Consider the following 22,882-nt stretch of genomic DNA (forward strand, 5'->3'; position numbering starts at 1 on the left):
TTAAGGCAGGAGGGATTCTGGTGAAGAGCATTTCTAAATTTATAATTTCCCTGCTCAGCTGCTTTGGCGCTGGGGCGCTGGGTGGCTTGTTTACGCAAAGCTCCCTAACTACGTGGTATGCGCAGCTAGTTAAACCGGAGCTCTCGCCGCCAAATTGGGTATTTGCGCCGGTGTGGAATGTTCTATATTTCTTAATGGCCATCGCCTTGTATCGTCTTTTAATAAGCGAGGAGCGCCAAGTCCGGCGACTGGCGCTGACGCTGTTTGTTGTGCAACTGCTGTTCAATATAATCTGGTCGGCGGTGTTTTTTGGACTTCACTCGCCAGGGGGCGGGCTTGTGGTAATTGCTATGTTAGCCTTGGCCATAGGGGCGACTATGTTTTGGGGCCGTCGTGTTTCTAAAGTGGCGGCGTTGCTGTTAGTTCCTTATCTGGGGTGGGTTTGTTTTGCGGCGTATTTGAATTATCAATTCTGGCGGTTGAATTGACGCTGTGAGGAGGCGCTCAAAATGGATCGTTACTATCAAAAATCTGTGGAAGATACGCTAGCTAGCTTGAGCGTAAGCGATCAGGGGCTGACAGACGCGGAAGCAACCAGGCGGCGGCAGGAGCAAGGCTTTAATGAGCTACTGGAAACGGATAAAAAGAGCTTTGTAGAGGTGCTTTTGGAGCAGTTCAAAGACGTCTTGGTTCTGATTCTTATAGTGGCAGCGGGACTTTCTCTTTTGCTGGGGAAATGGGAGAGTTCGATTGTCATTATGATTGTGGTCTTGCTGAACGCGCTGCTGGGCGCGGTCCAATATGTTAAAACCGAACAATCCTTGCAGAGTTTAAAAGCCTTGTCATCTCCTAAGGCGAAAGTAATGCGGAACGGCGTGAAAGTCGAAATTGCCTCGCGCGAACTGTTGGCGGGAGATATTTTGTTTTTAGACGCAGGAGATTATGTAAGCGCGGATGGCCGAATCTTGGAATGCTTCAGTCTGCAAGTTAATGAAAGTTCTTTGACGGGAGAATCGGAGAGCGTTTTAAAAACGAACCAAGCAATTGCCGGAGAGCATGTTGCCTTGGGAGATCGAAAAAACATGGTTTTCTCCGGCAGCTTTGTTACTTATGGCAGAGCGGTGGTTGCCGTTACGGCAATCGGCATGGCTACGGAGATTGGTTTAATCGCTAATTTGCTGGGCGCAACGGAACGAAAAAAGACGCCGCTCCAAGTTAGCCTGGACGAGTTCGGCAAGAAGCTTGCCGTTGTGATTCTTCTTATTTCTGCTGTTATTTTGGGCTTGAATACCTTTGTGCGCGGCCACGATTTTATTGAATCTCTTATGTTTGCGGTATCACTTGCGGTTGCGGCCATTCCAGAAGCGCTAAGCGCGATTGTTACTATTGTGCTGGCTATTGGTACGCAAAAAATGGCCAAGGAAAAGGCGATTATTCGTAATCTCCATGCCGTAGAAAGCTTGGGCAGCATTAGCGTGATTTGCTCGGATAAAACAGGCACGCTTACGCAAAACAAGATGTCGGTGCAAAAGGTATTTGTCGATGAAACGATTCGTTCCTTTGATAAACTAGATCTAGGACAGCCGCTAGAAAAGAAGCTGGTTCTTATGGCGATGATTTGCAACGACGCGGTAACGATGAAGGACAAGGAAATCGGAGACCCGACGGAAGTGGCGTTGGTCAGCTTGGGAGAAATCTATGGTTTGGATGAATTGGAGGCCCGCGAGGAGTTCCCACGCGTGGGCGAGGCGCCCTTTGATTCCGAGCGCAAGCTGATGAGTACGGCCCATGATTTTGCGGGCAAACCTCTTATGATTACGAAAGGCGCTCCCGACGTGCTGCTCTCGAAAATTACGAGTATTGCCGTCTCTACTGGCGAGAGGCCCGTAAGTGAGGCGGACTTAGAAAAAATACGCGATGCGATCTATGGTTTTTCCTCGAACGGTTTGCGCGTGCTGGCGCTGGGGTATAAAGAGCTTGATGAAGGACAAGTCATTACCGCGGCAGATGAAAACGGATTGACCTTTTTAGGCCTCCTTGCGATGATGGATCCTCCAAGAGAAGAGACGTTAGGCGCAGTTGAGGAATGTGTAAGGGCCGGAGTCAAACCGGTAATGATCACAGGGGACCACAAGGGTACTGCTATGGCTATAGCGAGGCAGGTCGGTATTTTGCGGGGGAACGAGGAAGCGTTAGAGGGCGTTGAGCTGGACGGCATGAGCGAAGCGGAGCTTAAAGAGCGAGTAGAGCACGCAGCGGTTTATGCGAGGGTATCGCCGGAACATAAAATAAGAATTGTACGCGCCTGGCAAAGCCGCGGGGATGTGGTTGCCATGACGGGGGACGGCGTAAATGACGCTCCGGCTCTTAAACAGGCTGATATTGGCATTGCGATGGGGATTGCAGGCACCGAAGTAGCCAAGGATTCGGCGGCCATGGTGCTGGCGGATGATAACTTTTCTACGATTGTGAAAGCCATTGCCAATGGCAGAGCCATTTACGCCAACATAAAGAACTCGATTCGGTTTTTATTGTCCGGCAATACCGCAGGAATTCTTTCGGTCCTATATGCCTCGGTAGCGGCGCTGCCCGTGCCTTTCGCGCCCGTACACCTCTTGTTTATCAACCTTCTTACGGATAGCTTGCCGGCGATAGCCATTGGTCTTGAAGCCCATAATGAACGAATTATGGATGAAAAGCCAAGGCAGGCGCGTGAATCGATGATTAACAAAGCGTTTGCAGTTCATATTTTCGGGGAGGGCTTGCTGATTGCTATTTGCACCATGGCTGCATTTTATATAGGGCTGACGGACGGAAACGCTGCGGTTGCCAGTACGATGGCCTTTGCCACCTTGTGTCTCGCTAGGCTGTTTCACGGCTTCAACTGCAGAGGTAAAGAATCCCTTTGGGCGCTGGGCGTTTTTCGTAACCTTTATGTTTGGCTGGCTGCGGCTTGCGGTTGTTTGCTTTTGGAAATCGTATTGAACTATGCTCCGTTGGCCAGAGCCTTTGAAATTGCAGCCCTGACTTCGTCTCAACATGCTGCGATCTATGCGTTGGCGCTGACGCCGCTCGTGGTTATCCAAAGTTATCGCTTGTTTTTGCAAAGATAGGGAGTACGAGTAAGTGAGTGTACAATATCATATGGGAGCGCTATTGAATGGCTCAAATGTTGACCGCCTTGTTAGGCGGTCTTTTTTATTTGCCAATAATTAACTAATATGTTGCTTTTGAGCATTGTCGTTTATATTTTTTGATTTTAAAGAATGGTCTTGAAATTAGGAGTATGCATAAGGAATTGCATGGTATTTATCTGAAAAACTGATTATTTGAAACTTTGCATTGACAGATAATTTGTTACAATTAAAGAAATAATTTTTACAAAAAAGAAAAGAAGTAAAAATTACTACAGCGAAAAAGGGGCGAAGTGCAGTGGCTAATTCAAAAGGGCAACAGATGAAATTGGTCGGGGTTCTCTTTCTTTGTATGTTTGTAATGGGGATTGATCGAAGTGGTCTAGGAATAGCAGCTCCGGTCATCATGAAAGACTTGAACATTGATCCTGGGACGATGGGGCTTGCATTATCTGCGTTTTTTTGGACATATACCTTATTCAACCTTCCAGCGGGGAATCTGGCAGACAAATATGGGGCTAAACCGGTTCTAGGTTGGGCGGCGGCTATTTGGTCCCTTGCTTCGGCAGCAACCGGAGTTGTAACAGGCTTGTTTGGCATTATCGCGGCCCGTTTGGGGGTTGGTGTTGGCGAGGCGGCGGTATTTCCGGTGATGGCGAAAGTGGCGGCCGATAAAATTCCCTCGAAAGAGCGTGGCGCAGCCATTGGCATGTATTTGTCCGGCGCTCGCCTTGGGTATGCGGCGACGCCAATAATCATGGGTTTCTTGATTTCACAGTACAGTTGGCGCTGGGCTTTTATTATTACCGGTTTAGGAAGTTTGCTTTGGTGTGCGCTCTGGTATTTCTGGTATAAAGAAGAACGCGTACAAGTCGCTGGAGAGCAAACCGCCAGTGTTAAAACGAAGCAAAAGACACCATGGCGGCAGCTTTTAACGAATCGCTGTACTTTAGGGATTTTTATGACGAAGTTCTGCGGTGACTATCTCTACTATATGTTTTTGACCTGGGTGCCTTCGTATCTGGTTATGGAGCGCGGCTTTTCCATTCTTAAAATGGGTATTTACGCATCGCTTCCTTTCTTTACGGCTTTTCTGGTCCAGCCGCTTGCAGGCTATGCGTCGGACTGGCTGCTGCGGCGCGGCGCCAGCTTAACGGTAGCGCGAAAAGGAGTACTTGTTTTTGCGCAGCTTTGCGCCTCTACGATTATGATTGTCGGCTTTGTAGATGATCCGATGATTGCCGTTGCTATTCTTACGTTAAATGTAGCAGCTGGCTCGACGATTGGCGGTATGATGTTCACGTTAGCGACGGAGGTTTCGCCTCCAGGCATGACCGGTACGGTTGTGGGCAGTATGAATACCGTAGGCGCTGTTGCCGGCATTTTGGCCCCGTCGATAACTGGATTCATTGTTCAAGCTACAGGTAGCTTTCAGTTGGCATTGGGAGTCAGCGGCATTTTGCTTCTTTTTGCGGCGTTTGCCGTCCTTGTAATTGTCCCGGCTATTAAGCCTATGGATCTAAATCAAAGCGAAAGCAAGGTGTAATGATGCAGATTGATTTGCTGATTAAAGGCGGGAAGATCGTAGAACCGACGCGAGATGAGCTGGTAGACGGCGATGTGCTTATCAAAAACAACATTATCGTCGAGCCGATTCCGGGGGAAGAGATTATTCCTAAGAGCGTACTGGACGCCAAGGGTTGTCTTGTTATGCCTGGCTTAATTGATTACCATACGCATGTTTTTCCCGGGGGCACTCATATTGGCATTCATGCTGATTCGACGATGCTGTGCCAAGGGGTAACGGCGGTTGTCGACCAAGGCAGTGCCGGCCCTAATAATTTTGAAAGCTTCATGCAAGTGATAGCGGCGAATCAAGTGAGGACCTTTGCGTATCTTCATGTATCGCCAGCAGGCCTAGCAACCTTGCCGAAGGCCCTAGAGCCCATTGCACCGCAACTATATGACAAAGAAGCGCTGGGGCGGCTCTTGCAAAAATACAGTTCGCATCTGTTAGGTCTTAAGCTGCGGCAAAGTAAAGAAGTTGTTGGAGAGTGGGGCGTTAAGCCGTTAGCGGCAACGGTGGAAATAGCGGAAGAGTTTCGGTGTCCTGTTGTTGTGCATACGACAAACCCTCCTTGTGAAGTAGCGGAACTTCTTGCGTTGTTGCGCAAAGGCGATACGTATACTCATGTTTTCCAGGGCAAAGGACCAACTATTCTAAATGCGCAAAAGCGAGTAGAACCTAGTGTGCAGGCTGCGCGAACGCGCGGCGTTGTCTTTGACACGGCCGATGGCAGAGGGCACTACGCTTTTGCCGTAATCAAAGCGGCTTTGCAGGATGGCTTTTTTCCGGACGTGGTCAGCACGGATGTGGTGCGCAGCAGCGTTTTTGAACACTCTGTCTATGGACTTCCTTATATTATGACCAAATATTTAAATTTAGGAATGTCGTTGGCGCAAGTAGTGAGAGCCTGTACGCAGACCCCGGCACAGTTAATGGGCATGGCGGGAAAACTAGGAACTTTAAAACCTGGAGCCTTTGGGGATGTAGCTATATTCAAACTTAAAGAGACCAACTTGCAAATGGAAGATGTGTTTGGTGAAATTTTACCCTGTACTCAGATTTTGGTTCCGCAAGCCACCATTTTAAACGGGAACATTGCCTACAGAAGTCTGGATTTCTAAATGGTCCTAATTTAGCAAGGAGGAGAAAAAATGAGAGAGAAGTTGCTGGAAGTATTCCCGGAAATCAACTGGATCAAAGACGAAACAATTAAACAAGGTGTTATTGCTTGCCATGAGTATGTCATGAAGAAAAGCGGTTGGACCGTTGAGGATTACGACAAAATGCCTTTTATTAAATCCTTCACTGGTTGTCCTGTATCCTGTTTGCAGCACAATCGCATTGTAACGCGCATGTGCAAAATGCTGCTGGAAGAATACAACGCAGCCTATAAAGGAAATGGCGATTATGTACTAGATCATGACGTCGTCATTGCCAGCGCTATTTTGCATGATATTGGAAAGTTTTTAGAATGGGAGAAAGTCGAAGGCGGCCCGTCGATAAAATCGAAACAAGGAGCGCTTTTGAGGCACCCTGTTTCCGGCGCTATTGTCGCGGCTATACACGGACTGCCTGATGAAATTGTGCATTGCATCTTTGTGCATTCCACCGAAGGCAATACAGCTAAACGCAGTCCTGAAGCGGTACTGGTATGAAAAGCGGACGAGTTGAATTTTGACTGCATTCGTTCGGCCATGGGGAAACTCTAGGATGGCAGCGCAGACGATAACCGGCAAACTTGATTCTTCGTTGGGGCGGTTTCTCATTTGCATAGGCGTCGCCGTTATTCTGTTGCTGTGTCCGACGCCGCAGGGATTATCACATGAAGCCTGGACCATGTTTGCGGTATATTTGGCGACGATTATCGGCTTGGTCTTAAAGCCCTATCCGGAACCAGTCATTTTATTGATTGCCTTAGGTTCCATCGGCATTTTACTGCAGAAACAAGCTATTTTTATGACTGGTTTTTCCATTTCGGCTTCTTGGTTGATTTTGACGGCCTTTATGATTGGTTCCACCTTTCATAAGACTGGCTTAGGGGCAAGAATTGCTTATTTTTTGATTCGCAAAATGGGGCGGACGGTTTTAGGGCTAGGGTATGTGGCGGCCTTTACCGACCTGATACTGTCTCCGGCCATCCCTTCTAATATTGCGCGGACTGGCGCGATCATCACGCCGATCTATGAAAACATCGCGACGTCGCTGGGGTCGTTGCCTGGTGAAACCCGCAGACGCTGCGGCGCTTACTTTATGGTATTGCTATTTGCAATTACCAACACAACCGGGTGCATCTTTCTGACGGGAACTTCGATGAATCCGCTCCTTGTCAGCTTTGCCAATCAAATTTTAAAAGTAGATATTACCTGGCTTAGCTGGTTTCAGGCGGCCGTTGTGCCGGGAATGCTGGTCTTGCTGATTATTCCTTGGCTTTTCAATAAGCTGTATCCTTCGGAAATCAAAACAATCGACAATGTGACGTTGGCGGATGAAGCGTTGGCGAAGCTGGGGCCTATGAGCAAACAGGAAAAAATTCTTGCAGCTTTGTTTGTCATGGCTGTTTTGGGCTGGCTTACAGGCAGCATTACTAAAATTGAGGCGTCTACAGTGGCCTTGGCTTTTTTAGGGGGCAGCATACTTACAGGACTTCTTACATGGGATGATTGTTTAAATGCAAAAAGCGGCTGGAGTACCTTCTTTTGGTATAGCGGCATTATGGGGATTAGTGCGGCGCTGGCTAAAGCGAAATTTTTTGATTGGCTTGCAGCACTTGTTATGCAAAATGTCAGCTTTGAGGGCGTAAGCCCGCTGGTTCTTATGGGGGGCATGCTGCTCTTTAGTATTGTGATTCGTTATGTCTTTGCCTCAGGAGGCTCGTTTGTAGCCTCAATGATTCCGGTTTTGTTTACGATTGCGGCGGCGGCCAATTTGCCAGCGCTGCCTATTGCTTTCTTGCTGTTCTTTTCGGCGTCCTTTGCCTCGAATCTTACTCATTACACAGGCGCGGTGGGCGTGGTTCTCTTCGGGTTTGGGTATAACGAGAAAAAAGAATTTTGGGGTCTGGGAGCGGTCTTTGCGAGCCTATGTTTTGCTCTTCATATGACCGTAAGCCTGGGATATTGGAAACTAATCGGATTATGGTAAGCCGTGAAAATTCAAAGGAGGATATAATAATGAAACTAGGATTTATTGGTTTTGGCGAAGTTGGTTTTGAAATGGCCACTGGCTTTAAGGGAGAAGGCTTGGAAGGCATTTTGGCGTATGACGTTATGCAAGGACATCCGCAGTTTGGGGCGCTTTTGCAAGAGCGAGTGGCAAAGTCAGGGGTAACCCTTGTGGCGGCTCCGGAAGACGTTTTGAGCCAAGTGGATGTAGTCATTGTGGCAGTTCCTGGCGATAAGGCTCTTGAGACGGCGAAAGGACTGAAAAAAGATTTGAAAGCCGGCTTATTGTATGTGGATGTGTCGGCCTCGTCCCCGGATGTCAAAAAGAAGATTGATGCCGAAGTAAAGGATTTGGGCGTGGACTTTGTTGACGGGGCCATGCTGGGTTCGCTGCCGCTGTACAAGCATAAAGTGCCGACCTTGATTAGCGGTCAAGGCAAAGATCGCTTGGCGGAAGTGATGGCGCCATACCATATGAAGCTGGAAAAAATCAGCGACGTACCTGGTGAGGCGACGGCGATCAAGTTGATTCGCAGCATCTTTATGAAAGGGCTGCCGGCTTTGTTTGTCGAGGTGTTGGAAGCGGCGTCGCAAATGAAGGTGGATCACTTGGTGCTTCAATCGCTGGCGGGAACCATGAACGCTTGTCCCTTTGAAGAAACCTTTAACCGTTTGGTTACAGGCAGCGCGGTTCATGCGGCAAGACGGGCCCATGAAATGCTCAACGTAATGGAAATGCTTAACGGTCTTCATATTAAACCGACGATGGCTCAAGCTACTCATGAAAGATTAAATTGGCTAGCTTCGAAAAATATCAAAGAAAAATTTAACGGCAAAACGCCTGCAACTTGGCAAGAGGTAGTTACAGCTTGGCAGGAGTAAGATAAACGGGTTGGCGGAAGCGAGCGGGAGGTATCTATGGCGGAAGTTGTTCAAAAGAAATCAGGAATTGGTTATTGGCGCAAGCAAATTGGCATGCCTTTGACAATTGTGCTGTTTACGGCGGTTCTTCTTATGCCGACGCCCGAAGGCTTGACAGAGGCGGGGCAAAATGCGCTGGCCATTTTAGTAGGGCTCATGACCTTGTATCTAACAGAACCGGTGGAATTAACAGTGGCAAGCTTAATGGTACTGCCGGCGGCTGTATTGTTGAAGCTGGGGTCCACTACGCAGGTGTTGGCCGACTTTGCAACATCACCCATTTTTCTGCTCATTGGAGCGACGATGCTGGCGGCGGCCATGGAAAAGACCCGCTTAGCGGAACGCTTTACGTATTGGCTGCTGGACCGTATTGGCTGTTCGGCGCGCAATATTACGCTGGGCGTTACGATTGCCAATATTGCCTTGGCCTTTATGGTTCCGTCGACAACGGCTCGTACGGCGATACTGCTGCCGATTTGCTTGGCGATTATCGCTTTGTACAAAAAAGCAAATGAAGGGGATCTAAAGGAAGGTCGCTCTGTTTTTGCGGTCAATTTGTTGCTGACCTTGGCCTTTACGAATTCAAGTATTTCTCCGGGAATTCTCACGGCGACCGTGCCCAATCCCATTACTGTCGATTTTATCGCTAAAGCCAGCGGCGTAACCATTGGTTACATGGATTGGCTGATGTACGGCTTGCCGCCTGCACTTGTTATGACGTTTTTTACCTGGTGGTTTTTGCGTAAGGTGTTCAAGCCGGAGCATGAGACCATCCCAGGCGGTGTAGAGCACATCCGCTCCAGTTTGAAAGCGATGGGGCCAATATCCAGCGCCGAATGGCGAACCTTAAGCGTATTTGTTCTGGTAGTGGCTTTGTGGGCTACAGGCGATATTACCAAGATTGATACAACCATTGCCTGTTATCTGGGGGTTTGCCTGCTCTTTATGCCGAAGTTCGGCGTAATCACTTGGAAGGACACTAACCGAGATTCTGCTTATCACATTTTGATGATGAGCGGCGGAGCCTTGGCGATGGGGCACTTTCTGATGAAGACCGGCGCTGCGAAATGGCTGGCCTTTAAGGTCTTCAGCTCGTTGGGATTGGTTGGCGCCTCCTCGTTTGTGGTGATTGCCTTTGTAATGTTTATTGTACAGTACTCGCGTTTTGGCTTCTTTGGTACCACTGGCCTAACGGTGCTGTTTATGCCCATTATTGTCGCCTTGGCGGCAGAAGCAGGCTTGCCGGCAGCGGCGTTGGCCATGCCTACCGGTATGCTGATTGGCGGCTTTCCCTTCTTGATGTTTTACAATACCTTATCGAATATTTTGGTTTTGGGAACTGGCATGGTTACGGTAGGCGACTTTCCCAAGATTGGCGGCATGCTTTGCTTTGTAGGCGTCGTTCTCTATACCGTAGTTGCGGCAACCTACTGGCGCTGGCTGGGACTTTTTTGAGTAAGGAGGATTCAGGATGGAAATCATTGCTTTAACGGGAACCTATGACGCTGAAATACAGGATATGCTGAAGCAATTAACACCCGCAGGCTTTCAGTTGAAACTAATTTCTTCAGCCAATGAGTATGATCAATTAGCCGATGCAAACTATGTTATTCTGCGCATCTTGAGCTTGGGAGAAACCGATATAGAGCGTATTCCTAATCTGAAGTTGATTCAAAGATGGGGCGTAGGTTTTGACAAAGTAGATGTAAAAGCGGCCGGAGCGCATAACGTCCAAGTGGCAATCACGCCGGGCATGAACGCGGCTTCCGTGTCGGAGATGGCGGTACTCTTGATGCTGGCGGTATATCGGCAGTTGGTCGGGCTGCATCAAAATGTAGTGGCAGGCAAATGGCAGGAAGGCGCCTGGGGCAGCAGCTCCTATACCTTGGAAAACAAGCGCGTAGGCTTGGTAGGATTAGGGGCCATCGGCAAATTAGTGGCTAAAAAAGTACAAGGTTTTGGAGCGCAAGTGTACTATTATGATGTGTTCCGTTTGCCGGCAGAGGAAGAGAAAAAACTGGATTTGGTGTATCTGGAAAAGGAGGAGCTTCTTAAAACCTCGGATGTTATCAGCTTGCACGTGCCTTTAAATGAAGGAACGCGGCATATGATTGATAAAGCCGCCTTGGCGTTGATGAAACCGACGGCCATTTTGATTAATACAGCTCGCGGCGCCCTTATCAATGAAGCGGACTTGGTAGAAGCCCTGCAAAGCGGGGAGATTTTGGGCGCTGGCTTGGATTGTTTGGAAAAAGAACCGGCCGGGACTGATAATCCGTTGTTTTGGCAAGAGCGTGTGATTGTTACGCCTCATATGGGGGGCAGCACGAGAGATATCAATTTGGCCATGGCTAAACGCTGCATGGAAAACATCGTTAAAGTCAGCCGGGGAATTACCTTAGAGAAACCGGATTTGGTGAATGCAGAGTATTTGGCGAGATAGCTTACCGTCAATACGATAAAAACTTTTAATTTATCAAAGAAAAGAGGAATTACTATGTCAAACGTTGGTTGCAGAGTGTATTTGAAAGTAAATCGTCCGGATGCAAAGTTGGTTCGTGAATTTCAGGGCTTGCCGGTGGCGAATATTGCAGATGAAATGAACCGCTTTTTCTGCATGGACCAAAGAATCAAGCCCTTTAATACGAAACCTCTTTTAGGTACTGCCTTTACGGTAAAAGCGCGAATTGGTGATAATCTGATGCTGCATAAAGCCTTAGAATTAGCCCAACCCGGGGATGTCATTATTGTCGACGCCCAAGGTGATATTGCCAACGCCATTACCGGGGAAATCATGATGACCCAAGCGGCTGTGAATGGTTTAGCCGGCGTAGTCATTGACGGCGCTATTCGCGACTCGGAAGCCATGCAGGATCTGGACATGCCAGTCTATGCGGCAGGAGTTCAGCCCAAAGGCCCATATAAAGACGGCCCGGGAGAAATCAATGTTCCTGTCAGCTGCGGCGGCGTAGTCGTAAATCCGGGAGATATTATTGTCGGAGACCAAGACGGTATTGTTGTGATTAGCCCGGCTGATGCGCCGGTAGTATTGGAAAAAGCCAAAGCGAAACTGGCCAAAGAACAGGCGATCATTCAAGGCATTAAAGACCGCGTCCCGCGCGACAAGTCTTGGGTAGGCAAATCGCTGGAAAAAATCAGCTGTGAAATTATTGACGATTATTGCAACTAAGCGATCCTGCTGATGGAAAATAGCTGGGAGGGTGAGAAATGACTGGCAAAACGATTTCGCGAAGGTCTTTTCTGGGCGGTATGGTGGGCTGCGCCGTAGGCACGGTTTTGGGAGCGCAGGTTCCGGTGCAAGCGGCACAGCTTTTGGCTGCGGGACAAAAGGTGCCCCATTCCGCCGGTACGGCGGGGCCGAATTTTAAAATGCCCCTGCATGCCACCGATTGTCATCATCATATCTATGACGCGCGCTATCCGTTGGCGCCGGGAGCCGTACTCACGCCTCCCGATGCGACGGTAGCCGAGTATCGATTGCTGCAGCAGCGGTTGGGGATCATGCGCCACGTGATTGTGCAGCCTTCTACCTATGGCGTTGATAATAGCTTGCTGGTGGATTCTTTGAAAGAGTTTGGCCTAGAAACCGCGCGGGGCATTGCGGTGGTTGACACCAAGGTAAAGGATCAAGAACTGCATAAACTCAATGCAGCTGGAGTTAGAGGGATTCGTTTCAATTTCTCCATTGCCAAAGGGGTCACCGATGTTGGCATGGTGCTTCCTTTAGCGCGCAGAATCCATGAGTTGGGCTGGCATGTGCAAGTGGTTGCCAAAGCCGATCAAATTGTCAAAGAGCAGGCGATTTGGGAAAAGATACCTTGTCCTATTGTCTTTGATCATTTAGGACATGTCCCGCGCGTGACGCATGCTGCCTTCAATGTTATTTTGGCGATGCTGCAGCAGAAAAAATGCTGGGTCAAATTGTCAGGCGCGTATATTTTGTCGAAAACAGGGGCTCCTTCCTATATGGATCGCTACGCCGTAGCCAAGGCGTATGTAGATACGGCTCCAGATCAGGTGGTTTGGGGCAGCGATTGGCCGCACCCTACGGCAGCGGCGGACAAGAAGCCGGATGATGCTGTTTTGCTGAATTTGCTGGCGGATTGGGCTCCTGAGAAAAGCGTGAGAAAACGCATTTTAGTGGACAATCCAGCTCGGTTATATGGCTTTTCGAAATAGATGCTTTTGTAAATTGGACGTGTAGTATGTGAGGAGGATATGATGGCTGCAAATATAACCATTTTGAATGAGCGCTGCAAGGGATGTAATATTTGTGCTTCCTTTTGCCCAAAACATATCTTAGAACTTGATAGTCTGGGGAAAATATCAGTGAAAAACGAAGCTGACTGCATTCTGTGCGGTCAATGCGAACTTCGGTGCCCCGACTATGCAATTTACGTGGAAAAGAAGGTGGAAGCATGAGTAAGGCTCAGCTTATTCAAGGAAATGAAGCGTGCGCCTTAGGCGCTTTGGCGGCAGGCGTACGTTTCTTTGGCGGCTATCCCATTACTCCGTCAACGGAAATTGCGGAAAAAATGGCCAAAGACTTGCCTGCAGTAGGCGGGACTTTTATTCAGATGGAAGATGAAATTGCCGGGATGGCAGTGGTCCTCGGGGCCGCCTTGGCCGGGAAGAAAGTGCTTACGGCCACCTCGGGCCCCGGTTTTTCTTTGAAACAGGAATTGATTGGCTATGGCGTGCTGGCGGAAGTGCCGGCAGTTATTGTGAATGTGCAGCGCGTGGGCCCGTCGACAGGACAGCCGACGGCTCCCTCGCAGGGGGATGTAATGCAGGCGCGCTGGGGAACCCATGGGGATCATCCAATGATTGCCCTGTCTCCTTGGACGGTTCATGAAGCCTTTACGGTTACTGTGAAAGCGGTAAATTATGCGGAACGCTTTCGCACGCCTGTCATCGTGCTGCTTGATGAAGTGGTGGGACATATGCGGGAACGCGTGGAATTGCCGACAGAAGATGAAATTGAAATCTATCCGCGCCGCAAGCCGTCTTGCACGCGAGAGCAAGGATATCAGCCCTATCGTCCCATGGAGGATCTGGTGCCGAATCCGGCTGACTTTGGCACGGGAAATCGCATTCATGTAACCGGCTTGGTGCATGATGAGACAGGCTTTCCTTCGGGCAATGCCAAGCTGACCGAAGAAGTAACGAACCGTTTGCATCAAAAAATTATGCAGGTCCAAGACGAGATTACGCATTATGACTCGTTCTTTATGGATGATGCGGAGATCGCGGTTGTCGCCTACGGCGGCACGGCCAGAACGGCGTATGCGGCGGTAGAAGCGGCCCGTCAAAAAGGCGTAAAAGTGGGTATGGTTCGCTTGATGACAATCTGGCCTTTTGCCGATAAAATTATTCGCGAAGTCGGCGCAAACGTAAAAGCTATTCTGGTACCGGAAATGAATTACGGACAGCTTGTGCATGAAGTAGAGCGTGCTGTAGCGGGGCAAGCGCAAGTCGTATCCTTGCCAAAATATAATACGGAAATTTTCACCCCTGGCGAAATTGGCCAGGCCATTGAAAAATTGCATCAGGAGGTGGCGAAATGAGAAGCTACGAAAAATATTTTCGTGTAAACAGGCTGCCGCATATCTGGTGCCCTGGCTGTGGCAACGGCATTGCGATGAAAGCCATTGCGCGCGCCATTGAAGAAAAAGGGCTGGAACAAGACAAAACAGTCATTGTCTCGGGGATCGGCTGCTCGTCACGGGCTTCCGGCTATATGAATTTTGATACGCTGCATACGGCTCATGGCCGGGCGATTCCTTTTGCCACAGGCATTAAGCTGGCCAATCCGGAACTGAATGTCATTGTGATTACCGGCGACGGCGATTGCACGGCTATCGGAGGAAACCATTTTATTCATGGTATGCGGCGCAACATTGATTTGACGGTAGTTCTTTTCAACAATAACATCTACGGCATGACCGGAGGGCAGGCCTCGCCCTTGACTCCTTTAGACAAGAAAGCGACGACCGCGCCCTATGGCACGATCGACAAACCCTTTGATCCGTGCCTGTTGGCCCAAGCGGCTGGCGCCAGTTATGTAGCGCGGAGTACCGCGTATCATGTAAAACATTTAACAGATATGATCGGTAAAGGCATTGAAAATAAAGGTTTTTCTTTAGTTGAGGCCATAGTGCAGTGTCCTATCGGTTACGGACGACGCAATAAGCTGGGAGATGCCTCGGCGATGCTGCGCTGGATGAATGAAAAAGCACTCATGATTGGGGCTTACGAAAAAATGAAACCCGAAGAACGCGAAGATCGCTTTCCGATCGGCGTACTTCATGAAGCGCCCCGCGCAGAGTATGCAGAAGAGTATGGAAAAGTAATTTCCCGTGCAGGAGGTGTACGGTAATGCAGCAGATTCGATTATCAGGCTCCGGCGGACAAGGCGTTATCACGGCCGCCATCATATTGGCGGAAGCCGCTGTTATGGAAGGAAAAGAAGCCGTACAATCCCAGTCCTATGGTCCGGAAGCCCGCGGCGGCGCTTCGAAAGCAGAAGTGATTTTAGCGGAATCCTTTATCTATCACCCGAAAGTAACCACGCCGGACATTGTGCTGGCCATGACACAGCAAGCGGCGGATAAATATGCCGCCGATATTGAAAAGGATGGCTTGTTGATTATTGATGAGGATTTAGTACCTCAAGCGCCGAACCATCCTCGTCTCGTAAAAGTGCCGATAACCAGGCTGGCTGTCGACGAGTTGGGGAAGGACTTGTTTGCTAATATTATTGCTCTCGGCTTGCTTGTTAAAGCCTCGGGGCTGGTTTCGATGGAAACGGTGAAAGAAGCGGTTGCTAAACGCGTACCGCCGGCAACCATTGAGAAAAACATGAAAGCCTTACAAATCGGCTTTGACGGTATTTGAAAATAGGCATAGATTCTTTCTGCCGTAAGGAAATGGCAATGCACAGGCCTTGCTGTGCAGCTGTAAATGAAATAAATTTTACATTGCTAGCCATGATGCGTATAATTAAGCCAAATAGATACGTGAAATGGTGGGGTTACTATGCAGAAAAATGTGTTGAATTTACTGGAAGATCAAATAGATTCGTTTACTGCTGCACAGCGCAAGGTTGGCGATTATATTTTAAAAAATCCAACCGAAGTGGCTTTTTTAACGGTTGAGCAATTAGCTGGGGCAACCAAAGTGAGCGTGGCGACAATCATGCGTTTGGCTTATGCCTTGCAATATACAGGATACTCTCAATTTCAGAAAGATTTGCAAGAGCTGGTTCGTGATAAAGTTGCTCCTTCAAGGAGATTTGAGAAGAATTTGGAACGTGTAGGAGATAACCAGTTACTTCTTGAGTGTGCCGCGATGCAAGTGAAAAACATTAATAAAACCGCCGAGTTCTTATCGGATGAAGCTTTGGAAAAGACGGTTTCTTTCTTGCTTGCAGCAAAAAACATCTATGTCATCGGTGTGCGTGGCAGCTTTCCCATGGCGCATTATCTAAGTGACGGCTTAACTCGCTTAGGTACGGAATGCGAACTGATTTACCCTGAGTCGGTGCGGACGCAGTCCATTATGTCTAAATTGAACTCTGAGGATGTTGTGGTTGCCATTAGTCTGCCGCGCTATGCTAAACGGACCAATGAAATTAGTCGTATCGCCAGAGAAAAAGGCGCTAAAATCATCGCCATTACAGATGGCTATTCTTCGCCGCTGGTGAGTCTGGCGGATGTCTTTTTGCCTTGCTCTTTCGAAAGTTTATCGTTTCAAAACTCACATATGGGTATTATGTTTGTCGTAGAATATTTAATTACGCGCTTGGGTATTCAACGCGGGGCCGCTGCTAAACGCGGCTTGGAAGAGATTGAAAAAATTATGCCTGAACTAGATTCGAATGTATATAAATAAGCCGTTGTTGCCCAAGCCTAATCGATATTTGTGAATGATTCCCCTCAACACGAGCATGCCTGGGCTTGGCTAGGGTATTCTATGTGTTTATGATAGTGCAGTGTTTGCTGGTATCTTTTGGAAGGGAACTGGCATTTGGATTGATACACCCATGGCAACATGGGTGTCCTTTTTTTATATATGTTTTAAGAATAAATGGTGCGGTAGGTGAAGGGGATGATTTTATGCATAGATACTTAGACATGATCGAGGAAGTTGCCACTAGTGGCGAATTTGAAAAAAAATCAGATATTGAAATGCTGACGCAAGTTGTGGAGCACGCTAAAAAAATAGGCTTTGCGGGAATTGTTTTGCGAGATGAAACCGCTTCAACCGCATTCATGTTGGAGTTTTTACATCATAAAAATGCTCTTCTTCATGATGTAAAAGGAATCACGATAAATCAAAACCTAAGTGTAGAGTTTGTTAGAAAAGCTATTCTCAAGGGAGCTCAATGTGTTTGGATGGCGCCCTGCAGTGATGAGTTTCAGATTACCAATGAGATGGGAACGGTACTCCCTGAAATATATCAGCTTTTAGAGTTTATGGCCAATGCTGGCTGCATGTTGGGAATTGATTATCTTGACCCTGTAGAGGCGGAACAAATGGTGAGCTTCAGCAAAGCTAGAGGGGTGAAGCAAATCATTGTTAATGCGCATCCGCAATGTGCAGTCAAGATGCCTCTTGCTATGCAAAATCGGCTGGCTGAAGAAGGTGTGTATTTTGAACGAGATTGTTATTTTTGTGGCGATGCTGCGGAGAATGAGATCGTGGAAGAGATAATGGCTACAGGATTAGCCAACAATTTACTGCGCATAGAAGTCCGTCGAAGCCTTGACAAGGAGTTTAACAATAGCGCAGTTCTAAGTGCAATAGAAGCAATGAATAAAAGAATATCAGGCGAAAGCTGGAGGAGATGAAATGAAAAAAGCACAAGAAAAAATAGCGATGATTGATAATCTTATAGGATGCTATCAGCAGTTTCAGTTTCCTAAAGGCATTAATAAAGACACGGTTGTTGTCATTTTGCGCACTCTTGCACAATACCCTGAGAACGAGAGCGGGTCAGCAAAAGATATTAGTGATGCTTTGGGAATATCACAATCAACATTACGTAAATACTTTTCTTTTTTGGTATATGAAAAGTTTCTTGATTATGAATTGCACTATGTGAAAGTGGGACCGCCAATCAAAAAATATAGCTTGAATCTTACTTGCAATCTTTTTCTGGAGAGGCAGTCTAAGACAGTAGATAGAGCCTATTACTAATGGCCCGAAGTGCTTAGCGGAGATAGGGCGCTGTTTGTTCTCTTGTAAATCAGGGGGTATTTTAGTGTTCGACACTCCAAGGGGCGATGGTACCATCTGGACGAAGGTAGCCAAAGTCTTCGTTTTGGTTAAAAAAATACGCTGCCAAAAGATTAAACTTTTGCAGCGTGTTTTTTGTTGTCTGCAAAGGAATTGTTCAGTAGTATCTAGAAAAGCAAAGCATAGTTTTTAATAAAGAAATACGGAGGCGGAAGATGGCCGTTTCATTAGAAGGAAAATTAGTTATTGCTATATCTTCACGGGCGCTCTTTGATTTGGATGAGAGCAACCTGGTTTTTGAGAACGAGGGCGAAGCCGCTTATACGGAGTATCAAATTCAGCATGAGAACGAAGCCCTTGCTGAAGGGGTAGCTTTTCCCTTAATCAAGCGTCTATTGGATCTGCGGCATCCGAAAACAAACGAGGCGCTGGTAGAAATTATTCTGATCTCTAAAAACGATCCTAATACAGGGTTGCGCGTATTCAATGCGATTGAGACGTACGGCATGGGGATTACGCGCGCCGCCTTTACACGCGGCAGAACGCCTTATAAATACTTGCAATCCTTTGGAGCTGACTTGTTCTTATCCGCCAACGCAGAGGATGTAAAGCTGGCTCTTGAAAACGGTCATGCCAGTGCGGCGATTTACAAAGGTTCCTACCTCGAACAGCTGGATGACGCAGGGGAAATCCGGATTGCCTTTGACGGGGATGCGGTGCTCTTCAGCGATGAAGCGGAGCGGGTATTTCAAGCGGACGGTCTAGCGGCTTTTAAGCGGCACGAAACGGAAAAAAGCGAAGAGCCTTTAGGGGCGGGGCCGTTTAAGTCCTTTTTGGCGGCGTTGAACAATTTGCAAAAAATATTTGCGGACCAGAGAGAAAAACCCATTCGGACGGCTTTGGTGACGGCGAGGGACGCCCCGGCGCATAAGCGGGCCATTAAAACATTGCGCGCCTGGGGCGTCAGCGTCGATGAGGCGTTCTTTTTAGGCGGGCTGGATAAGGCGGCTGTCTTGGAAAGCTTTCGACCGCACATCTTTTTTGATGATCAACAAACGTATTGTCTCAGCGCCTCGAAGGTAGTGCCTACAGGACATGTGCCAAGCGGCGTGAAAAACGGATGAAATCTGTTTTCAAAGATAGGAATAAGGTATTGAGCCTTTATTGAGGGGCCTTGCAAACCCGGTTGCGACCATTGCTTTTAGCGACGTATAAAGCGGCGTCGGCCCGAGACAGCAGTGCTTCAAAAGTGTCGTCCGTGTCGAGCTTTTGTGCGGCTCCAATGCTGCAGGTGATGGTTGTTGTTGCATCTGAGGATACGGCGAATTGAGCGTGCTCCAATGATTTTCTGATGCGTTCTCCTAAAATCCAAGCTTGCTCTAGCGTTGTTTCCGGAAGAAGCAGGGCAAATTCTTCTCCCCCTAAGCGGCTCAAGCAATCTTGAGGACGAATGAGAGATAAGCAGTGCTGCGCAAATTTTTGCAGCAGCAAATCGCCGGCCGCATGTCCGGCAGTATCGTTTACCTGTTTGAAATAATCGATGTCAAGCATTAAAACGGAAATGGGCTTGGTGTAGCGAGCGGCGCGAGCCAATTCTTTTTTTGCAATTTCAAAAAAGTGACGGCGATTAGTAAGCCCGGTTAGCTCATCTGTTGTAGCAAGTGCGTGCAGTTTTTCTTGCAATGATTTTCTCTCGGTTATATCTTCCATGACAACAATAAAAAAACGGTTGGTATGCTTGCTGGTAACCGGAGAAATTAATATGCTTGCCCAATAAAGAGTTCCGTCTTTTTTGCGGTTTAGCAGTTCGTTTCTCCAACTTTCACCCGCTAAAACCGTGCTCCATAAATGGCGGTAGGTTGTTTGCGGCGTTTGTCCTGACTTTAAAAGGCTGATTTTTTTACCTGCAACCTCTTGAGAAGAATACCCTGTCATGGTGGTAAAACTGTCATTTGCATATTGAATTCGGCTTTGTATATCGGTAATGATGATTGCGGCTATGCTGCTGTCTACAGCGGCTTTAAACATAAGCAAATTTTGAGATAAACGATAGCGTTGGTCTACTCCGCCTAAGACTGTTAATAACAGGAAAAGCGCGAGCGCTTCAACCCACATGCTGGAAAGCGTTTGCCACCAGAGGCTGCTTAGATCTACTATGAAAATAAGGCGCCACGGCGTATCTTCAATGTCCATCGCAAAAACTTTCCAACCGGCTATATCATGGTATTGATTAGCAGGCAGTGTTAGAAGCGTACTTGCACTTGCCTGCAATGGAGGCGGCAGCAAATCTTGCAATTGAGGAACTTTCGTTTCTGCTAACCTGTCCTGAACTGGATCAGCCAAAACATTTCCGTGATTATCAACTAATAAGGGAGTGCCTATTTCTAAGCCTGGGCCGCTCAAATATTGGCGTAAGCTGCCAAGGGTGAAGTCAATGCCAACCATAGCCCTAAAGTGATCCTGTTTATCAAACACAGGGGCGACAAGGGAGGTCATCAATCCTTTGCCGGCTTCGTCTACATAAACTTCATGCCAACGCAGCAAGCGCTGGGGGTTTTTATCTGGTTTGGTTTCGGTAAACAGCGGGTGGGTCATCCAAACGTCAGACCACAAGAGAGCTTGAGGTTCAAAGGGGTACATATTAATAAAATAATTTGCGGAATAGTAGTAGATCCAAGTGGCGCTTGGCACTTGTTGCTTAATATCCTTTAATAAGGGATTAAGCCGCAAGGCAAGCTCTATTTCGTTTGCTTTGGAGCTTGCCGCCTCGGGAAGCGTACCGCCGCCAACCAAATAGCTGCAGTCTTCTTTTTTTAGTTGCGCAGGGAGCGTTTGTAGGGAGTAGCTTTTTTTATCTGGATTTTCTTTTAAAGCCAAGAATAAGGGATGCAGGGAAGAAGGTCGGTTTTCAGAAAAATTTTCCTGAGCTACATGTTGTAAAATGCGCAGATGATTGGCGGCATTCGTAGAAGCGTCGCCAATGGACGTTTGCACCGTCAGCAGGTTTCTTTCCGCAATATCCAAAGAGGAATTTATACGGAAGGCTAATAGATTATCAAAGCTAGCCACTGCTATCAAAAATAGAAGGAGGTAGACAAACAGTAACAGGCGGCGGGATATGAGCATGTACAAATCGTCTGCCATTTTCGTTGCTTTCATAGCCATACTCCTCCTGATGGTCTTTTTGCTAATGTAATACCTAGTTCGAGCCGATGCGGGGATTTTCCTTGCATAGACAATACTTATCTTTATAAAGTTACAAACACCTAAAACAGAAAGCTTGCGAAAGGAATTGCCTGGTTGTATCTAGAAGATCAATTTCCTAGACTAATGCGTGAAAGGAGCGCTGGAGCGTGGATTTATATACTATAGCTGTTCATGAAGCAGGGCATGCAGTGGCGTCAATACTATGGGGGAGGCAGGTTGAATATGTGACAATCGCGCCGAGGGGCGACCTTCTCAGTGAGTGTAATAACGGCGGGCTGCTTTTTTCTTTAGAGGATTCTCAAGAGGTAAACGGGCAGCGTTTGTTTCGGGAAGGCGTAATCTTGTTAGCTGGCCTAGCGGCGGAAAACTTGATTTTGGGGATTCAGCCAGAAGAGTCGCGCGCCCTGGAGGATATGAAGAAGTTCGAACGCCTTCTGGGTCGAATGAGCGAGCGGCAAAAAGATGAAATGCATGACAGTGTCTGTCGCATGGCTTTTAGCACGATTGGCGCGCCCATGACGCAGCGGCATATTATAGCCGTTGCGGAGGAATTGTTGAAGGTGAAAACACTTTCGGAGGAACAAATAAAAAACGTCATGGAAACCGCTTCTTGGTAAAGCGGTTTTTTCATGACGCATAGGGAGGTCTTTAAAAGGTATGGCTAAGGGTGGCGACAAGTTTGCGCTTTTTTTGTCCGGTGCTTAAATACGTTTGATTGGCATACAAAATATCCAGGGAATCGCGGTTTGTAATTTTGCGGGTGAGGGCATAGTATACGCCGCGGCAGTCGTTGTCGAATCCGGTCTGTTTGCCCATATCACCGTTTTGTTCCACGTGAAAAGTAGTAAGACAGAGTGTGTTTTTGTCATCAAGGTCATAGGCCCAGCTAGCCGCTAAGGCTTTGTTATCAGAAGCGGCATTGGACTGGGTATGCTCGGCGGAAAAGGTGCTTTTGCCAAGCTGCCAAGCGGCGTCAATCGCCCAGTGGCGGGTGCGCTCACCACTGCTGTACTGGTATTGCGCTAGGGTGCAGCCGTAGTTCAAGCCGGTGGCGGGGTGGTAGCCTGTGCGCAGGGCGTATAGTTTATTGGTTTGTCTGCCGGGGTTGTCTTCCCGCGCCGCTATGAAGTCGAATTCCCACTTTCCCGCAGAAGCGGCGGCCGTGACGCCATCGACAAAATAAGTGCGTCCGATATAGGTGGCGGGACGGCTGTAGAGTAATTCGGTCTTGCCGATGCTGGCTTCTTGACGGCCAATTTTACAGGTGAGATTCGGTGTTTTATAAAGAAGACCGAATTGATCCAACGTTGTCACGGCCTGACGGTCCGGGCCGTAGGCGTCATTGGCGGTATTGAAGTCAGCCAGGGCGGGCTGCGACGTGTACTCCCAGCCAAGACGCGTATACGCTGACCAATTTGACGACAGGTCTTTTTCGAACATAAGCCGCAAGGTATGCGTGATGCCGGAGATTGTTGGCTGGTCGCTATAGGAGTCTTTTTCATAGGTAGTGGAAACGTCCCCCGTAACTCGGAGCGGCGAAGCTTCTGCCGAGGCCAGAAGCAGGAAGCTGGCTGCCAATATTGGCAGCCAGGCTGTTTTTTTGTAGCGGTGTTTGTCGAAATATATCATAG

Annotated in this window: 22 protein-coding genes; 20 read left to right on the plus strand and 2 right to left on the minus strand. The window is 48.1% G+C overall.

Annotation, left to right across the window (positions count from 1 at the left end; genetic code table 11):
* The first annotated feature begins 20 nt into the window (after window positions 1-20).
* From C508_RS0100900 to C508_RS0100990, 19 genes are all read left to right on the plus strand, one after another.
* Window positions 21-488: a TspO/MBR family protein gene (locus C508_RS0100900; protein WP_018701641.1), complete on the plus strand. Its 468-nt coding sequence runs from the start codon at window positions 21-23 to the stop codon at window positions 486-488.
* A 21-nt stretch (window positions 489-509) separates the two neighbouring features.
* Window positions 510-3,113, plus strand: coding sequence for a cation-translocating P-type ATPase (locus tag C508_RS0100905; RefSeq protein WP_018701642.1), 2,604 nt, complete (start codon window positions 510-512; stop codon window positions 3,111-3,113).
* A gap of 319 nt (window positions 3,114-3,432) precedes the next feature.
* Entirely contained in the window at window positions 3,433-4,680 is a 1,248-nt protein-coding gene (locus tag C508_RS0100910) for an MFS transporter (RefSeq protein ID WP_215731940.1), read from the plus strand.
* Window positions 4,680-5,822: a metallo-dependent hydrolase gene (locus C508_RS0100915; RefSeq protein ID WP_018701644.1), complete on the plus strand. Its 1,143-nt coding sequence runs from the start codon at window positions 4,680-4,682 to the stop codon at window positions 5,820-5,822. The genes C508_RS0100910 and C508_RS0100915 overlap by 1 nt, the downstream gene beginning before the upstream one ends.
* A 30-nt stretch (window positions 5,823-5,852) precedes the next feature.
* Window positions 5,853-6,356: an HD domain-containing protein gene (locus C508_RS17470; RefSeq protein ID WP_018701645.1), complete on the plus strand. Its 504-nt coding sequence runs from the start codon at window positions 5,853-5,855 to the stop codon at window positions 6,354-6,356.
* Window positions 6,357-6,411: 55 nt separating this feature from the next.
* A complete protein-coding gene (locus C508_RS0100925; RefSeq protein ID WP_018701646.1) occupies window positions 6,412-7,842 on the plus strand; it encodes a DASS family sodium-coupled anion symporter in 1,431 nt (476 codons plus the stop codon).
* Window positions 7,843-7,871: 29 nt separating this feature from the next.
* The gene (locus C508_RS0100930; protein ID WP_018701647.1) at window positions 7,872-8,744 is read left to right on the plus strand and encodes an NAD(P)-dependent oxidoreductase; all 873 of its coding nucleotides are present in this window, start codon (window positions 7,872-7,874) and stop codon (window positions 8,742-8,744) included.
* A gap of 36 nt (window positions 8,745-8,780) precedes the next feature.
* Window positions 8,781-10,238 carry an SLC13 family permease gene (locus C508_RS0100935; protein ID WP_018701648.1) on the plus strand — a complete coding sequence of 486 codons (1,458 nt, stop codon included), beginning with the start codon at window positions 8,781-8,783 and terminating at the stop codon, window positions 10,236-10,238.
* A gap of 16 nt (window positions 10,239-10,254) precedes the next feature.
* Window positions 10,255-11,226: a 2-hydroxyacid dehydrogenase gene (locus C508_RS0100940; protein ID WP_018701649.1), complete on the plus strand. Its 972-nt coding sequence runs from the start codon at window positions 10,255-10,257 to the stop codon at window positions 11,224-11,226.
* 54 nt (window positions 11,227-11,280) lie between these two features.
* Entirely contained in the window at window positions 11,281-11,973 is a 693-nt protein-coding gene (locus tag C508_RS0100945; RefSeq protein ID WP_018701650.1) for an RraA family protein, read from the plus strand.
* A gap of 38 nt (window positions 11,974-12,011) precedes the next feature.
* Window positions 12,012-12,983, plus strand: a complete 972-nt coding sequence (locus C508_RS0100950; protein WP_018701651.1) for an amidohydrolase family protein — start codon at window positions 12,012-12,014, stop codon at window positions 12,981-12,983.
* Window positions 12,984-13,025: 42 nt separating this feature from the next.
* Entirely contained in the window at window positions 13,026-13,226 is a 201-nt protein-coding gene (locus C508_RS0100955) for a 4Fe-4S binding protein (protein WP_018701652.1), read from the plus strand.
* Window positions 13,223-14,371, plus strand: coding sequence for a 2-oxoacid:acceptor oxidoreductase subunit alpha (locus C508_RS0100960; RefSeq protein WP_018701653.1), 1,149 nt, complete (start codon window positions 13,223-13,225; stop codon window positions 14,369-14,371). Before C508_RS0100955 ends, C508_RS0100960 begins: the two co-directional genes overlap by 4 nt.
* Window positions 14,368-15,183, plus strand: a complete 816-nt coding sequence (locus tag C508_RS0100965) for a 2-oxoacid:ferredoxin oxidoreductase subunit beta (RefSeq protein ID WP_018701654.1) — start codon at window positions 14,368-14,370, stop codon at window positions 15,181-15,183. The genes C508_RS0100960 and C508_RS0100965 overlap by 4 nt, the downstream gene beginning before the upstream one ends.
* A complete protein-coding gene (locus tag C508_RS0100970) occupies window positions 15,183-15,701 on the plus strand; it encodes a 2-oxoacid:acceptor oxidoreductase family protein (protein ID WP_018701655.1) in 519 nt (172 codons plus the stop codon). Before C508_RS0100965 ends, C508_RS0100970 begins: the two co-directional genes overlap by 1 nt.
* 141 nt (window positions 15,702-15,842) lie before the next feature.
* The gene (locus C508_RS0100975) at window positions 15,843-16,697 is read left to right on the plus strand and encodes a MurR/RpiR family transcriptional regulator (protein ID WP_018701656.1); all 855 of its coding nucleotides are present in this window, start codon (window positions 15,843-15,845) and stop codon (window positions 16,695-16,697) included.
* A 224-nt stretch (window positions 16,698-16,921) separates the two neighbouring features.
* The gene (locus C508_RS0100980) at window positions 16,922-17,656 is read left to right on the plus strand and encodes a DUF6282 family protein (protein WP_018701657.1); all 735 of its coding nucleotides are present in this window, start codon (window positions 16,922-16,924) and stop codon (window positions 17,654-17,656) included.
* 1 nt (window position 17,657) lies between these two features.
* A complete protein-coding gene (locus tag C508_RS0100985) occupies window positions 17,658-18,005 on the plus strand; it encodes a response regulator (protein ID WP_018701658.1) in 348 nt (115 codons plus the stop codon).
* Window positions 18,006-18,259: 254 nt separating this feature from the next.
* Window positions 18,260-19,168 (plus strand): 5'-nucleotidase, encoded by a 909-nt coding sequence (locus tag C508_RS0100990; RefSeq protein WP_018701659.1) that lies wholly within the window; start codon window positions 18,260-18,262, stop codon window positions 19,166-19,168.
* A 37-nt stretch (window positions 19,169-19,205) separates the two neighbouring features.
* Here C508_RS0100990 and C508_RS19245 read toward each other — a convergent pair whose 3' ends face one another.
* On the minus strand, window positions 19,206-21,203 hold the full coding sequence (locus C508_RS19245; protein ID WP_018701660.1) for a sensor domain-containing diguanylate cyclase: 1,998 nt from the start codon (window positions 21,201-21,203) through the stop codon (window positions 19,206-19,208).
* Window positions 21,204-21,397: 194 nt separating this feature from the next.
* Here C508_RS19245 and C508_RS0101000 point away from each other — a divergent pair, with 194 nt between their 5' ends.
* Window positions 21,398-21,868, plus strand: a complete 471-nt coding sequence (locus C508_RS0101000) for a M41 family metallopeptidase (RefSeq protein WP_018701661.1) — start codon at window positions 21,398-21,400, stop codon at window positions 21,866-21,868.
* Between the two features lie 31 nt (window positions 21,869-21,899).
* Here C508_RS0101000 and C508_RS0101005 read toward each other — a convergent pair whose 3' ends face one another.
* Window positions 21,900-22,880, minus strand: a complete 981-nt coding sequence (locus C508_RS0101005) for a hypothetical protein (protein ID WP_018701662.1) — start codon at window positions 22,878-22,880, stop codon at window positions 21,900-21,902.
* Window positions 22,881-22,882: the final 2 nt, after the last annotated feature.

Origin of the sequence: Anaeromusa acidaminophila DSM 3853, from assembly GCF_000374545.1 — a bacterium.
In the GTDB taxonomy this organism is placed as follows: domain Bacteria; phylum Bacillota; class Negativicutes; order Anaeromusales; family Anaeromusaceae; genus Anaeromusa; species Anaeromusa acidaminophila.